The organism is Paenibacillus sp. JNU01, from assembly GCF_059130585.1.
Genome location: NZ_CP169723.1, coordinates 425,626 through 441,810, shown reverse-complemented (window position 1 = coordinate 441,810; position 16,185 = coordinate 425,626). Strand labels below are relative to the sequence as shown.

At 48.3% G+C, this 16,185-nt stretch carries 10 protein-coding genes; all 10 read right to left on the bottom strand.

Annotation, left to right across the window (positions count from 1 at the left end; all coding sequences use genetic code 11):
• Nucleotides 1–134: 134 nt before the first annotated feature.
• Nucleotides 135–2,504: a helix-turn-helix domain-containing protein gene (locus NLBNIHML_RS01785; protein ID WP_494353611.1), complete on the bottom strand. Its 2,370-nt coding sequence runs from the start codon at nucleotides 2,502–2,504 to the stop codon at nucleotides 135–137.
• A 293-nt stretch (nucleotides 2,505–2,797) separates the two neighbouring features.
• Entirely contained in the window at nucleotides 2,798–4,501 is a 1,704-nt protein-coding gene (locus NLBNIHML_RS01780) for an RICIN domain-containing protein (RefSeq protein ID WP_339261176.1), read from the bottom strand.
• A gap of 275 nt (nucleotides 4,502–4,776) precedes the next feature.
• Complete coding sequence (locus NLBNIHML_RS01775; RefSeq protein WP_339242688.1) at nucleotides 4,777–5,724, bottom strand: carbohydrate ABC transporter permease; 948 nt, start codon at nucleotides 5,722–5,724, stop codon at nucleotides 4,777–4,779.
• A gap of 17 nt (nucleotides 5,725–5,741) precedes the next feature.
• Nucleotides 5,742–6,587: a carbohydrate ABC transporter permease gene (locus NLBNIHML_RS01770; RefSeq protein WP_494353610.1), complete on the bottom strand. Its 846-nt coding sequence runs from the start codon at nucleotides 6,585–6,587 to the stop codon at nucleotides 5,742–5,744.
• 53 nt (nucleotides 6,588–6,640) lie between these two features.
• Nucleotides 6,641–9,217, bottom strand: a complete 2,577-nt coding sequence (locus tag NLBNIHML_RS01765) for a DUF5696 domain-containing protein (protein WP_494353609.1) — start codon at nucleotides 9,215–9,217, stop codon at nucleotides 6,641–6,643.
• Nucleotides 9,218–9,234: 17 nt separating this feature from the next.
• Nucleotides 9,235–9,870, bottom strand: a complete 636-nt coding sequence (locus NLBNIHML_RS01760) for a YIP1 family protein (protein WP_339261173.1) — start codon at nucleotides 9,868–9,870, stop codon at nucleotides 9,235–9,237.
• Entirely contained in the window at nucleotides 9,854–11,317 is a 1,464-nt protein-coding gene (locus NLBNIHML_RS01755) for a hypothetical protein (protein ID WP_339261171.1), read from the bottom strand. The genes NLBNIHML_RS01760 and NLBNIHML_RS01755 overlap by 17 nt, the downstream gene beginning before the upstream one ends.
• Nucleotides 11,318–11,332: 15 nt before the next feature.
• The gene (locus tag NLBNIHML_RS01750; RefSeq protein WP_278295182.1) at nucleotides 11,333–12,208 is read right to left on the bottom strand and encodes a carbohydrate ABC transporter permease; all 876 of its coding nucleotides are present in this window, start codon (nucleotides 12,206–12,208) and stop codon (nucleotides 11,333–11,335) included.
• 2 nt (nucleotides 12,209–12,210) lie between these two features.
• Nucleotides 12,211–13,167, bottom strand: coding sequence for a carbohydrate ABC transporter permease (locus NLBNIHML_RS01745; protein WP_339242679.1), 957 nt, complete (start codon nucleotides 13,165–13,167; stop codon nucleotides 12,211–12,213).
• A 19-nt stretch (nucleotides 13,168–13,186) separates the two neighbouring features.
• Nucleotides 13,187–16,084, bottom strand: coding sequence for an extracellular solute-binding protein (locus tag NLBNIHML_RS01740; protein ID WP_494353608.1), 2,898 nt, complete (start codon nucleotides 16,082–16,084; stop codon nucleotides 13,187–13,189).
• Nucleotides 16,085–16,185 lie beyond the last annotated feature (101 nt).

Sequence of the window (16,185 nt, the reverse complement as noted above, 5' to 3'; positions counted from 1 at the left end):
TCATAATGAGCTTCATCACAATTGGTAGCGCTTACTTTCGGGGTAATCATAAGATTTTCTCTGGGGAGGCGTAAAGGTACAGTTACACTGAAAACGTACATAATACGAATATATATCTCTGTAAACAGCCTACATTAACCGCTATGACCATCCATTTTCCGAAACACGCTTGGCGAAATGCCGCGTACCCGCTTGAACGCTCGTCGGAATGAATGCGCACTGTTATACCCGGTAGCCTCGGCTATCTCGTCAATGGTGCGACCAGTGGACTGCAACAGGTTGGAAGCCGCTTCAATGCGCACATGTTCTACGTAATCAGATAGATTTTCTCCCGTATGTTCTTTGAACAGTTGGGATATATACTTCTCCGACTTGCTCATGTACTCGGCAATTCGATAGATCGTCAAGTTTGCATCCGCATAACTTTGTTGAATAAATTCAATCATTTCGATCACCGTATCCGCATGTGCCCCTGCTCTTCTAGTCTGGAAGTCACCGCAAATGTCTTCTGTCAGTTGCTTAAACTTTCCACGCAGCACAGCGATCGTTTCGGTCATCTGAATAGAGGTCACCCGATTTTTATATTCCTCCAGCAGGGAGGCATCCAGCTTGAATTTTGGCTCGTCCAGCTTCAGGAAGGTCCCTTTCAACTCCATGATGAACTGCTGCGTCATCTCGTAGGACAGTTCCCGCTCCTCCAGATTGCGAAGAAATAATTGCTCCAGAATACGTATCGCCTCTTCTGGCTCCCCGGCTTTGATTGTGTTCAGCAGGCGCTGTTCGGACTCAATCGGATAATAGAACATTTCATTTTCCTTCATCGTATCTTCAAATCTCACCAAATGATCTGTTCCCATATGAATGCCATAATCCAGGGCTTGTTTCGCTTCGTCAAATGAGCGACCTGCATCATTCCAGACCTCATACGCTGCACCTGTACCAATTGTTGTAGATATCCGATGTTCCCTGTAGATCACTTTCATTAAAGTATTCAGCTCTTGTTCACATCTTCGCATCGCTTCATTCAGTGGATTTGCATCCAATGGGCAAGCAAAAGCAATCTGGTCCGTTCCCCAATCCGTAATCAGTACCTGGGCATTCCACTCTACAAGTACCTGCTTGACGAGAAGCCTCGCGACGCCCAGTTCATGAATTGTCTCTTCACTGTCCGGATTAGCATAGCCGTTTACTCTCACCAAACCTGCTAAGCCCTTGCTGCTATGAAGTGAAATGTGTGCCTGTGATGAGATGACTTCAAGCTCCGTGGAGGTATAGAATTCCCCGGTTAACAACCGTTTGATAAAACCGTCTCTCAATAATGGAATCTGCTCATTCATGGCATTTGTAAGGGAGTCATTATTTGCAATCAGATTGTTAATATGGCTTGCCAAGAAATCATATTCATTCCCCCGTCTGCCGGGAGAATCGGTGATGTGTTCCCGGAAAGTGGCCAACAGTTTGTACACGGGGGCACTATTCCGATAAGCCAGAACCAACCCGAACAGCAATCCCAAGGCAATCGTTGCCAAAGTAAAGGCCAGAGTGACTTGTTTAATCTGGTCCGCTTTGGTCATGAGTGCTTTCTCGGGAATGCCTGCCATGTAATTCCATCCATTTTGACTGGATTGAATCGATATCAACAGTCGATCATCACTTCCAGGCTGAACGCTCTGCACATTCTGTACATTCTTCGCATTCTGCTCCGTTTCGGCAGCTTTACCTTCGATCCGCTGACTTTGTGCCACTTGCTCAGCCTCGGCCTGGCCAATGCCTAGCGAGAAAATGATCTGTCCTTCTGCATCGGTGACGAGAGTCCAGCCGCCATATTGATCCACAATATTTTGAGTCAGGCTCGCCATCTTATCCTGATCAATCATGACACCAATCGTCGCTTGCGGTTTGTTGAAGCTGTTCAGAGGAAGAGATTGCAGAAATGTGATGGCCGGAACATCTGCAAGCACGGTACCGACAATTTCACGTTTATAGTTTCGAAGCGGTATGATCTCGTTAAAGTGCGGCTGTTTCAAAATTTGGTCATACCACTGTTCAAACGACATACCGTCCAGCTGATTGGCAGCATAATAATGTTCTGGACGATAATATACGGTTCTTGGTGTGATAATGGCATTGTAGTTTGGAATGTGAATGAAGAAATGGGACAAGTATTCATTGGTGCTGCTGTACATGGAGAGACTGCGCTGCATGCGGTTCATACCATATACATTGTAGAGATCATGCGGCTTCGGACCAGCAATTAAATTTTGCAAATCCGGATTGACGGCAAGCTGTCTGGTAAAGGCTTCGACTTGAAGAAGATTTCGCTCAATGATCTCTTTGCCGAGACTCAGCGACTTGTAGCTGTTCTCAATGGAGCTGGAGCGGGCCGCTTCAATGGAGGCGCGATAAGAGGCATATCCCGCAATTTGAGGAATCATCAGAATGACGAGATAGGAAATGAGGAAACGACGGAACACGGGTGAAAATTTGGACCATAGGAGCTGCATATGTACCCTCCCTTTTTTATCAAGCGCTTACATTTCTCTTTGATTAGGTAGCTGTTCTATGATACACCGGGCATTTCTTCTTAGTGAAGGTACAACTTCTTTCTTATGGTACATTTTCGTACTACAGCGTACAATGCTTGCATGAAAATAAATGTCTCTCTGCTATTTGGTGCACAACTATAGTTGCAACTTACCTTCGCACGGCCTCCATGCCAAAGGATTAAAATAAACGCAAAAGAACCTCCCCAAGACCAGGAATGGCTTGAAGAGGTTCTGTTTAACGTTTTGTTTTTTTAATTGCTGACGGCAACAAATTTCCATTGTTGATTTGTTGCACCCGTGTAGGTGTTCTGCTGCAACTTGGCACCATCCGACGTGGAAGCGTTGGCGACTTCAATCGCTTTGTTGCTGTTCACGTTGATGATACTCCAGTATCCGTTTCCAAGGTCATTCACTTTGAAATGCTGAGCGGTAGTGTTCAGGTTGCTCATGAGCTGGACCACTTCCCCATTGGTGTTGGTACCGTTGCGAATGTCGATGACTTTGTCTGGTGAGTTCACACTTGTCAGTGTATAGTTGCCGCTGCCGATCGAGGTCAAAACCCACTTCTGAGGGTTGCCACCCAGATCGCTCCACTGCTGGAGTTGAAGATTGTTCTCGTTTAGACCACCAGGTACATCAATGACCTTGTTGGAATGCCGGGCTACAATTTTGTAGGTTGCACCGGATACCAGCCCTGTTGTTGGTCCACCTGATCCACTGCCCGGGTAAGTCTGGGCACGTTCATGGTACCAGTTAAACAGGAATCGTCCCATGGCACTCCGTGAAGCATCCCCGTCCCACTTCAGGCCGGCCGTTGGATCAGCAAAAGAGCTTCGTGGTCCTTCACTTAGAATGAATCCGTTCATATGTGCTGCAATGCTGACGTTACCTGCTGCGTTGAAGATCGTTTTGGTATTGGTACCGAAACCTTCATTGCTGCCATTGAACAGGTTCCAATAAGCAGAATCGCCAGGTTTGTTTTTGAACCAAGTTACCTCGGTAATGTTAATTGGATATTTATCAGCGGCTGCCTTCACGTTGGTATTCCACTGGTCTTGCAGGATAGAGAAATTGTCATATGCGCCATAACCAGGGTACCAGTGAACCGCATATCCATAGTTGTTGAGCGGGTCAGTCAATGGATGACTTGCCGTTAAGCTGTAAAATTGGTTGTATCCCAGACCTGCCGCCCAGATGACATTGTCCGCACCTTTGCTGCGAATTGTTGAAATCATGGAATTTTGGAAATTACGCAGGTCATTCCAGTGATCCACAAAGTCATTTTCCCCGTTGTATCCACCCCAATGTCCATTGGCATAGGATTTCACAGGTTCGTTGATCAGTTCGAAGTGAACGTTGTCTGCACTTTTGATCTCCGGGCGTGAAGCGAGATAACCCCAGATTTCATTGAATTTTTGCAGGTTGGCAGGTGTTGTTGCCTGATCATCCTTTAATGTGAAGTCGAGTCCCAGGACCACATATACGCCTTTGCTCTTGGCATATTGGATATACGGAATAATGACATTTTGCGTAACGGTCTGCACACCGGCAAAGTTATATGTACCAGCAGCCACATCTCCCATATCCTGACGGTCGATAAACAGACGTACCTGATTCATATTCCAGCCATGATTGCTTCCGTATTTCGGGCTGGTATCCGCAAATGTATCGGTAATGTCCTTCAGATAAGCCAGAGTAGCTGCATGACGGTTATTACCGTGTAGATTGAGGTAATAATTGCTATCCTGATATGTCCAGTAGGCGCCTGAAGGTTGATGCCAACCGTTCAGAAGCACAGGCTGATTGTTGCTGTTCACCAGGTTTTTGCCGTTAACGTGAAGCTTACCCATCGGCATGCCCACCCATGCCTCGGCTCGGTTACCTCCCCATGGAACAATGGTGATCAATAAAGCAAGAATGATTAAAAGTTTGAAAGATGTCAAAATCTTCTTCACTATAATTCCTCCTCTTCTGATGTAATGCCTTGCTATACTGCGAAGTAACGCTGTCATCGCATTCCTAAACCAGCATATCGCTCAGGTCGGAGCCCGCTCCCGCAACCCATTCCATACCAGCAAGGGAATTCTGCGGAGCGAAGGGTTGCGGTTCTGAAGTGAACAGTTTTGCAAAAGATCGCAGCAAGCCCCCTTTTTACAAGTGGAATGTTCCATGGAATCCCTCCTTCCTTATCCAGGCTGATCGCCGCGCCAAAGGTACAGGTGAATTGAACTTAACCGACGATTCCTGTACGCTCAACACTCTCTACGAAATATCGTTGTACAAACAGATAGATGACGATCAAAGGCAGAATCGCAAGAAGAATTCCTGTATCCTGAATCATGCTCAGATAGAACGGATCAGCTTGGGAGGCTGCACCGTCAGTAACCTGCTGAGCCAGATTATAAGGAAGAGATGACAACTGGGTCGACATGACTTTACTCGAAGTCAGATAAGTTGTCGTATAGAAGCTGTCATTCCACTGCCATACGAACGAAAACAACATGACCGTAACCATGGACGGAATCGCATTGGGTAACATAATGGTTGAGAATGTTCGGCCGATGCCCGCACCGTCCACATAGGCCGCCTCCTCCACTTCCTTCGGAATACCTCTGAAGAATTGCCGGAAAATGAAGATGTATAAACCAGCCTTGAGTGAATTGGCTGTAATCGCGGTCAGAATAAACGGCCAATAGGTGTTCAGCAGATTAACCGGTTTGCCTGTGATAAGCGTCATAAGTCCCATCAGATCAAAGCTCTTCAGATTCAGGTATACCGGAATCAGAATGGTCGTCGGTGGAACAAGAATGGTCAGGATTACCCCGGCAAACAGCCAGTTGCTTCCCTTGAACTTCAGTCTGGCGAATCCGTACCCTGCAAGCGCACAGGATGCAGTGGTCAGCAGTGTGGTTGTTGCAGATAATGCAAATGTATTAAACAGCGTTGCCCAGTAATCCATGACGCGGATAGCCTGCTTGAAATTGTCGATGGAGAAGTTCTGCGGGATCCACACGACCACTGCGGAATACAGATCGCCTTTATCCTTGATAGACGTTGACACCTTCTGGAATATGGGAAACAGGATAACGAAGGACAGCCCGGTAATCAGGACAAACCGGATCATGGCCCACAGCCAGCCTTTCCAATGCTCCAGCGATAATAATCGTGAAGTTGTCACGTAGAGCACCCCCCTTTCTAATCTTGATAGAAGACACGCTTCGAGAAGATGATGGATACGATAACGAGAATGATGGCAATGGCCAGGAAGTAGACCCATGCCATGGCGGAGCTTAAACCAAAGTCGAACTTGACGAAGCCGGTATCCCGGATCAGTTCTGTCATGGCGTTATTGGCAAACGAATCGATTATTGTATAGATCGCATTGACAAAAATCAGCGGGCTGACCATCGGAAATGTAATTTTCCAGAATGCTTCATAACCCGTAGCTCCTTCCATCTTCGAAGCCTCATACAGCTGAGGGGAGATTGTCTGGATGCCTGCCAAAAAGATCAAAATCTGTACACCGGATTGACTGACGATCTGATAGATCCGATCTACGGCGCTGCTCAGGTACGTAACGATCCAGTCGCTTACTCCGGCATTAACCATCAGATTTTCGAGTTCAAATGTCCCGAGTGAACTGCCGCCTGTACTGCTCTGGTTCACCGCTTCAATCAGACTGGTGCTCTCCAGCGTCATAATTACTCCCGATGCCAGAATAACGGGCAGGAAGAAGATCGACCGGGCAACAGCCCGGCCCCTGAACTTCTGATTCAGGATGACAGCGAGGAACAGACTGAATATAACGATCAGAGGTACGTTGATGAGTACGTCTGTGATTGCCTCGATTAACGCACGGTTGAAGCTCGTATTGACGGTTAGCGCCTGAAGGTAATTAGCGACACCGGTGAACTGAATCGCTATGCCTTCCGCGTTGGCCTGAATTGTACTCATGCTGTATCGCAGAGAGGCTAACAGCGGAATGAAGAAAAATAACACAAAACCTATGAGCCAGGGGAGCACGTAAATTACGCCCCACATGGCTTTCTGCTGAGCATACGTACGACTTCCCCATTTCCATTTCAGGAGCGTCTTCAGAGCTGCTCACCACCAGTCACATAGCTTTGGGCTTCCACTGTAACGTTGTCAACATCTACAGGGAAGTCGTTATAATTGACGATTACGAATCCGCCGCCTTCATACATGGTCCGGAACACGCCTTCTTCAATGGATTCATGAGACATCATGGAACGTCCCGTAAATGACTGGTTTACGTCGTTGACCTCATTGTAGATGTCAGCAGCCAGATCCATCCATTGTTCGTAATTCGCCGCATAGAGTTGATCATAATCTGTTTCTTTCACAACATGGTTTGGTGCATTGAACCAGGCAAAGTAAGGGCTCGCTCCATATTCAATCAACTTCAATACATACTGTCTTGCGTCCGTATAAGTAGAAAGATTGTATGGAATGCCTGTATAACTAATGCTGCCGTGTACAACGAGCTGATAGAATGGAATCTCTTCATCCTCCAGCTTGAAACGGCTGCTATTCATTGGAGCATCTGTCAACCCGGTTACATATGGCAGTGCGTAAGCGTTTCCGCCTTCCGCAACGACAGGGCCTACCTGCTGTTTGATCTGTTCAAGTGCTTTCTTGACAGAGCCCAGTGCTTCCGTTCGATCCACCAACTTTTTCGGATTCATGTCGCTGTTCAGCTGAGCGGCCAGGTCATTCAGACTCAACGAAAGTTCATCTTTTTGAAGAGACTTGAGTTCATCCAGCATCTCTGCCGTCACGTTCTCCAGCAAGTTGGGCGACAGCACATAGGAAGGTGAACGATCCCTGTCACGACGCTGTATGGCCTGGTTCATCGGATACATAACCGCCGGTTCCTGGGTTAAGGTTCGGGAAGCTTCTTTAGACGGTTTAAATCCTTTTTTGGATAACACATTTATCAGAGCAATATCCGGATAAAAGCCGATGCCTGCTTCTTTGGTGAATGCACTGAATTCCCGCAATCCCTTTTTGCCACCCACGGCACCGTCCACGTGAATGGAATCGGGCATCCTATGATAAAGCCCTCCGTTAAACCACCCGGCATAGCGAACCTGTATATTGGATACCTTCTTCTCCTTCAAGGTGGTGAGAATGTTTTTGGCTTCATCAAACGTCGTCAGAGCCTCCGTTGAATCGTACGGTATGCCCAACATATGCTGGCTTGTTGTCATGGCACCGAACAGTTGCAGATAAAACGGAACATCATTCTGATCCTTACTGGCGCTCAGCTCGGGAAGTCCGCCATTTTGCATCAGATAATCCCGATAAAGAGAGGCAAGCCCGGAGTACGAGGCCTTATCCGCCCCTACAAAAGCGTATCGAACGGCAAAGTCGGACACGGTCGGATTCTTCTGAAATTTCGGAAGTGTACGAACCATATCGCTTGCCTGAAGTGTCACATCGCTCTTGTTCACAACATAGAAGCTTGGATATACGTTGTTATAACTGTTTAGTTTGCCGCTGATATCGGCATTCACAACGGCAACGGCATCCCCTTCCTCAACAATACCCAGGAACGCCCCCTCTTTCCGAATAAGTCCAAACACCGGCAATCGGGCTTTGGCTTCATTCGAGCTTGCTTCCCGCAGTTTCATCGTCATATCCGGTCCGTAAATATCTTGTTGATAGGCAGGATACTGCAACTTCCCATTATTAAAATGGATAAGAGCCCCCGATCCGTCCGGCACCAGCATGGAGCCTTCTTCATTCAATCCTCCGGCACCAAAATACTCCAGTATGGATATGTTATTGATCGGATATTCCTCCGGAAAATGAATGCCTGATGAAGGAACACGAACTAACAGATCCTCTCCATCCAGCTCATATTCCATCGTGATCATGAACAACCGCGGTCCGCTACGTTCCTGTTCAATGCCGAACTCGGCATGATCCTGAGCCAGGTCCTCTGGTGTGTAACCAGCTGTGTCAAAAGCTTTCAACGCTCGGGACAACTGAAGTCCCTGCATCGCCTTATCAATCCGGACGTAAGTACCTTCTTCTTTGTCCTCTGCATATCCGACCTTCAAGGCCCGCTGCCCGGTCTTATCCAACTGTGCAAGCAGCTTTTGCTCAAAACGCTCTTTGCTGATCTTCATCGGCAAATCTTCAATGGATCGCTCGGTGCTGCCAAACTGGTAATTCACCCGTACGCCGTTTGGCAGTGACTCGAAGCTGATCTGCTTGTGTGCGGCACTGTCCGTGAAAGAATTCACCGTGCTACTCTGACCCAGACTATTGAAGAAACTGAGCTTGGTTTGTGAAGACAACAGGTCTTTGTTTATCCCTGCGGCAATTCCATCCTGTTCACGATCTGCAGGATTGCTGCGCCAGATCTGCCCGCTCTGCATGTGAATCACTGCAATCTCGGCAGTCTCTTCGTGAATGAACAGCTGAAGCTGATCATTCTGTGCAATGCCAATCATGCCTGGAAGGCGGGTATTACTGAAAGATGATTTCAGTTTTTCTCCGGGAGGCAGGGAGGGAACGTCCGTTTGATCTGCGGCAGATACCGCCTGGTTGGTCAGTGGTGCTGACGAGAACTGACATCCGCTGAGCAGCAGACTGCCCGCGAGCAGCATTCCTGTTATTTTTTTGGCTACGGCATATTTCATCACATTCTCCTCCTCCCTTAGCCCCGAAGCACTAATTCCTGATAGATGGTTACGACAAACGATACAATCTGCTGTACAAGGCTAAAGAACAAGAGGCACAGAAATGCCATAAAGGCCATAGCTACAAGTGTCAATAGCATCGTGAGTATCGTTTTGGCTGGTGTGTACTGATGAACCGTCATATTTCCCACAAATAACAGGTACACCGTCCAGGCGACGGCGAGTGCATTGGAGAAATAATAAAAGGCAGTTTCTTGTGCAGAGATCACAAGACTCAGCCAGATCCACGGAAAATGGATTAGGAAAAGGGGCACCAGTGCAAAACAGGTTGACATAAAAATTTCAGAAAACTTGCCTTCCCCGTCCATCAAGGTGGTTAACGACCAGTTAGCCACACACCAGAAGAGGACCGGTACGATCACATATACCATTTCGAGCAGACTGTTCAGGTATTTGGGATTACTGAGATTAATCAGAAAACCGCTGTATTGGGCATGTAAAATTTTAGTGATGACCAGCAGTACCAGAATCATGAAAGCAATCAACAGTGAGTTCCTCTGGTTGCGCTCATATTTTAATTCCCAGTATCCGTCAAACGGATGGAAGATCAGATGCAGCGGGTACTGATATAACTGTTTACTTGATGCCTGCATTCGTTGTCCTCCTTTTCTGCCTGCGAACGATGATGACGGTAACAAACGCAGCGACAGCCAGGAATAAACCGGACATCATCCATGAAAAATGCTCACGCATCAGCTCTTTGCGATACAAAAGAAAAGCTTTGGAATAACCTTTAGGTTCCATACTGCGCTTAAAGTATTTCGCAGATTCGCCGTATTCCTTCTGACGAAGCAGTGCTTTGCCGATTCCCGCATAAGCATATTCCAGATTGGCGTTCATCTCGGCAACTTTAGCAAACAGTACACTGGACTGCTCCTCGTCACCGTTATAATAACTGCGAACTGCTTCATGGAGCGTTCGTCCATATTCAGTTGTCTGAAAGACGGTGATTTCGCCAAGCGCTTTATCCAGAACCAACATCCGGTCTCCCGCACGTTCCAGCGCAACAGGTGTATTAAACTGGCCCAGGCGGTTTCCGATGCCGCCAAAAATATGGAGCAGATACCCGTCTCCATTGTAGGTGAAGATTCGGCCCTTGCTGGAATCCAGTACGGAATACATGTCACTGTCCCCCACGTCCACATCAATCAGACGGGATGGCCCGGCTTCCTGGGTATACACCATATCACCTTGCGGGGTCTGATAGCCTTCTCTTCGCAAAATGTCTGTGCCCTGTGCATTCAGCTTCTTGACCGGATCTTTGCCCCGATCCCCGCTAGTCGCGTAGATGAAGCCTTCTTCATCCATATCCAGATTGGTAAATTCCGTCGGAGTGAACATAACCATCTGACTGCGCTGCTCACGTGTGGCGAAGCGTTTCCATAGATACTCCACCGGGTCTACCTGAACTCTGTTTGCTCCAATAAACGACGAGAACGTACCGTCGGCGCTGAACTCCATGAATCCATCAAATACGCCTTCGGCCATGACGTAGATACGTTCCCCCTTGTCCATAACAACACGCATAGGTTTGAATTGAAAATCCGCTTTTAACAGGTCCGATTTGGGCTCTGCGACAATCTTGACCAGCGTGCCTTTTTCATCCAAATGTACGACTCGATGATTATCCGAATCGGCGACCAGCAGATGACCTTGATCGCTAACGTACAACCCCTGCGGATTTTTAAAATGATCTTCCTTGCCTTCCTGCTTAAATGAATCAATCGTCCGTACCAGCTTGAGGTTGCGATCCATCTCTATAATGCGGCCATTGCCCGAATCAAGCACAAAGACGTGCTGATTGGCGGTAACATGCATGTCGCTCGGCTCTTTCATAGGAATCGTGTTCAGCTTCTTACCGGTGATAATGGTTGTTGCCTCATATGCCGCTGGTGCCGGAACTGCGTCACCCCAGAAGGAGTAATGATACGCATCCGTTTTACCGTCTGCACTCACATAGGATGCCTCTTGAACGAACAACAGGAGGCAGATCATGCCCATGATGATCGATTTGCGTTTTTTCCATGTGCTTCTCCGCACCTCGCTGCCTCCTTTCTACTCTTTCATGCCTGAAGTGGCCATCGTTTGCATGACACTGCTCTGGGAGATGATAAACAGCGTGATCGGTACAATCATCAGCAGCAAGGCCACAGCCGCACCAACACCTGCACGAGCAATCCCTCCCTGTACAATCTGACTGAGCGCATAATGCAGCGTTTTCAGATTTTCACTGTAAATGAAGCTCCCGCCGTCCGTCCCCCATAACGCAGGGAACTGCAGGATCATGAGCGTGAGCCATGCCGGCTTTACATTCGGCATCACAATGCTCCAAAAAATGCGATATTCATTGGCTCCGTCGATTTTGGCTGCTTCCAGCAACGCATCGGGAATCTGCTCCATGAACTGTTTCATCAGGAACAGTCCCAGGGAGAAAGCAAGCGATGGCACGATAATGGAAGCGTGTGTGTTAATCCATCCTAGCCAAGACATGACCATGTAGTTTGGAATCGCCGTGACATGCGGTGAGAACATCAGAGACAGAATGACAATCGTGAACAACACTTTCGAACCTGGAAAACGATATTTCGCCAGCGGATAAGCCGCGGCGGATGCAAGAAGGATGTGTCCTGCCGTCCCCAGGATTGTAATGAGCAGGGTATTAGCAATATAACGGGATAACGGCACCCATGAATTGCCCATAAGGTTGATCAGATCGGCAAAATTCTCTGTTGTCGGGTTATTCACCCAGAAGCGTGGCGGAAAAATAAACAGCTCATCCAGCGGTTTGAATGCATTGTTGACAGCATAGATCAGCGGAAGCACCATAAATGATCCAAACACGGCCAGCAGTGCAAATAACATCAGGCTGACGGTAAATGACCGATTCAGCCTTTTTGGCATGCCAAACACGGCACGTACTTTGCTGGTCATTGTCATTCACCTATCTTTCTAAGCATTTTTTGCGTCAAAACGTTCGTACCAAGCATCAACGCAAACAGCACGGTTGCAATGGCAGAAGCGTATCCCATCTCAAAACGGATTGTACCGAAGTCCATCAGATGTGTGACGACGGTGTGAGCTGCATAGTTGACACTTGGGAAACCGGCCAATGCAATCGATATCTCGGCCACTGCGAATGAAGCCGTAATCTGCATCACCGCACCAAACATCAGTTGCGGTCTCATCGAAGGCAGGGTGATGTACCAGAGTTCCTGCCAGCGATTCTTGATCCCGTCCACGGTGCCTGCTTCAACCAGAGAACGATCGATGGTCTGAAGTCCAGCAATAAAGGCCAGGAAGCTGGTTCCGAGGCTGAGCCACAGCTGTACAATAATGACAATCGCGAGCACGTACTTCTCATCTGCAAGCCATTGGATCGGCTCCAGTGTGACACCAAGGCGCATCAGGAAGCCATTCATATACCCGTAGCTGTCACCTGAGAAGATGATCAGCCAGATGAAGAAGACATTTCCCGATATGGAGGGGGCATAGAACACCAGCGTCATGACCGCTCGAATTTTGGGAGATAGCTCGTTGATGATCCATGCAAACAAAAAGCAGGCGATATAACTGAGCGGACCCGTGATTACGGCAAAAAGCAGTGTGTTTTTGAGCGCGATCAGGAATACGTCGTCATTCAGGAAAAGCCGGGAATAATTTTGCCACCCGACAAATCGCGGCAGCTCCAGCATGTTGAAGTGAAAAAAGCTGAGCCCCAGTGAAATGCCGACCGGGATGACAGTAAACATGAAAAAAATCAGCATAAACGGTGCCATCAACACATAATAATGCCTGCTGAGATACAGATCCCTTCTCAAAAGGGACCACCAGCCGACCTGGCGGGTATGGACGGCAGGAGCGGCGGCTGTCTTGGTTGTTTTAGCTTGCAACCGTTACCCTCCCTTTCCTCTATTTCAGATTAAATTCCTTACGCTTCAACTCAATTTCATCATCAATGTACAGAACATAGTCCGATAAGGCTTCACGCGGATTTTCATTCGCATTGACCACCTTACGGAAAGCGTTATCCAGATGCCGTCCCGTGAAATAACCTCCAGGAAGCTGCGGGATCCCCTGTACCCATTTCCATTGCTTCTCCAGATTTTCATAATCCTTGACGGGCCAAGGAAGCTGTTTCAAAGCTTCAATGTTGGCTGTTGGGTAACGGGCTGCCGCCCCCATCAGACCTTCCATTTCTCGTCCGTATTCAATCTGGGTCTGCTCGTCAGTCCACCATTTCATGAACTTCCATGAAGCTTCCTTGTTGCTGGCGTTCTCAAGCATCATTACCGCGCTTGTTGCGCTGGCCACCTCATGCCTGATGGAACCGTCCGGAAGCTGCGTACCAGGAACAATGGTAAAGTCCCAGAGATTGCGAATTTCCGGAGCCAAAACTGTCAACATGTTATAGGTTGTATAGTCCGCAATTCCAATCGGCATCTCACCGGTACGGAAGCGGTTTGGAAAGTCCGCTTTAAGCGGGAATTTATAATTGGTATAGAATTGTGTCCAGCGTTTAAACGCATCCATCGAAATTTCCGAATCAAGGGCACTCTTCTTCTGATCTTCCGTATAGAAGGTGCCATCATTCTGGTACAGCAGCATCGCAAAAGTCGAGTTCGGCACAAGGTTTGCGTTGTTCAGTGTATCCTCGATGGGCAGATAAAACTCCATATTATGCTTTTGCAGCACAGCAATGGCGTTATACACGTCCTGCCACGTTTTCGGCGGTTCCAGTCCCAATTCGTTCAGGATATCTTTGCGGTAAAAGAGCATCGGAAAATGTTGCTGTTCCGGGAGGGCATACACACCGTCGTTATACCGGTATGGTGTCAACCCGCTTTCACGGAACCGACCCGCAATTTCCTCGAAGTCGGGGAATTTGCTCAAATCCGCTGCCGCACTTCTCATCGCATAGTTTACAGGGATGTCTTCACCCATTTGCATGGCAATGTCGGGTCCTTCACCTGCAAGCGTTGCGGGAAGCAATATGTTGGGCGGCACGAGACGCAGCTGCACGGATACATCCGTATCCGGAGTAAACGAATCATCGATCATGCCTTTCAATACCTGAGCCTGATCCCGTCCAGTCGTGATCCATACAGTAATGGAATCCTTTTTTTGCTCCACGTTACCGATGCTGTCGTAATCTTCGGTATACGAAGCCACGTATGCACCCAGCTCATGTTTCACCTGCTGAATGGCCGTCGCTTCCGCATCTGGCAAGGCTTCACCCGGCGGAGACACGACGAGGTAATCCAGAGTGATCGGCTGTTCACGTACTGACAATATCCAGGTACCCAGGCCACCTACGTTAATTTTGAACGTATCCAGTCGTTTAGGAACGGTCTCCGGCTTGGCCGCCATATCTTCAAGCTGCATGACCATGGCGTGAAGCACGGCAACTTTATCACTTTGCTCACCCGTTGCCTTTTCCAGATAATCCGCTACAGAACGGAGCGTGTCTGCCTGTCGTTCAAAGACTTCCGTCATCTCCGGGATGCGTTGTTCCAACTGATAATCCCGAAGCGGATCGGGGCTGTTGGAGGTGATCATCAGGATTTTGCGATACATCTCATTCAATTCCAGCACGCTGGATTCCACGGTACGAAGCAGAGGAGCGATGTCGCCTAGCGTTACCGTCATTCGAATCCGGTGTTTCCCTTTATCCAGATGAAACTGGTAAGGCTGATTTTCTGCCGCCCCCAGCACCTGAGTTTGCCAGGATGGGCTGTAGTTGAAACGAATGCGTTTCATTTCTTTAAACGGAACCTCGCCGTTGATCGTCAGACTGCGGGTTGCGTAAATACCGCGCAATTGATCCTGTTTTACCTTTAACACGATTTGATACAATCCGTCTTCAGGCACGTCGATTTCCCATTCGATCCATTCACCCGGCAGCTTCCAGTTGATGCCCCCGATCGCATTCATGCGAATTTTGGACACATCATAAGGTTCTAGCGATGGGCTCGAACGATCCGAGATGGGTGCCAGTGTAGGTGAAGACTTGCTGACTGCTTGTTCCCCTTGTACTTTCAGCATGACTGGAGCCGCTGGTTTCAGCCCCTGTGAGGCATAAGTTGCCTCAAGCTCTGCATAGGTCGGGATCTCCCCTTCCTGATACAGCTCAATATAATCAATCGCCATACTTTCTCTTAATGAAGTGAGCGATAACTGCGGGTTACCTTTTTCAAAATAAAACTGAAAGGGCTCCTCGAAATAGCCTCCGCTATCCTTGAAGGAAGTCAACTGCCACTCGGGCTGTTCCACTTGTCTTGGCCTGAGATCGTTATCCCGATCGTCACGACGAACGTTATCCTCGCGATTCCCCCACACCCTGTCAAACAAGAGAACATCGGCCCCTCTAAAAGGAACCTCCCCATTCACCTCGAGTCTGCGTTCAATACCCGAGCTTTTACCCTCTACAGGGTAATAGTGAATGCGAATATTGTACAAACCGCTCATTTGAACGGGAACATCCCAACGAATGGTTCCAGTTTCCGGCGTAATTACAGCGCTCCCATCCAGTCCGGCATAACCTTGCACGACCTCGAATTCCCCGTCAGTTGCCTGAACATAAGATTCGCCTTCAATGCGTATTGTTTTCTCGGGTTTAGCCGCATTGGCATGAGTAGTCAGATAATGGTCATAACTGAATGAATCCTCGGTTGCCGATACTGCGTCAAAGTCCTCAAGCGCATGTACCGTCCCCGGATAACGATCCCGCGATGGATATAGCGTCCATATGGAGAGTACCAGGGCCAGGACAAGCACCAAGATTAGTCCCTTTTTCTTACGTGACCGCATGTTCGAATGTATCCCCTTTCCTCTAAGCGTTGCGAGAACTGGACGATTGACTAACCCGGACAGCCCGCACCATCACTGGTGCGTTCTGCCCGTGTGTCATG

What these genes read in the sequence shown, in the direction of transcription:
- NLBNIHML_RS01785 (WP_494353611.1), bottom strand. Translation starts at nt 2,504, where the DNA reads ATGCAGCTCCTATGGTCCAAATTTTCACCCGTGTTCCGTCGTTTCCTC.
- NLBNIHML_RS01770 (WP_494353610.1), bottom strand. Translation starts at nt 6,587, where the DNA reads ATGTGGGGCGTAATTTACGTGCTCCCCTGGCTCATAGGTTTTGTGTTA.
- NLBNIHML_RS01765 (WP_494353609.1), bottom strand. Translation starts at nt 9,217, where the DNA reads ATGAAATATGCCGTAGCCAAAAAAATAACAGGAATGCTGCTCGCGGGC.
- NLBNIHML_RS01760 (WP_339261173.1), bottom strand. Translation starts at nt 9,870, where the DNA reads ATGCAGGCATCAAGTAAACAGTTATATCAGTACCCGCTGCATCTGATC.
- NLBNIHML_RS01750 (WP_278295182.1), bottom strand. Translation starts at nt 12,208, where the DNA reads ATGACCAGCAAAGTACGTGCCGTGTTTGGCATGCCAAAAAGGCTGAAT.
- NLBNIHML_RS01740 (WP_494353608.1), bottom strand. Translation starts at nt 16,084, where the DNA reads ATGCGGTCACGTAAGAAAAAGGGACTAATCTTGGTGCTTGTCCTGGCC.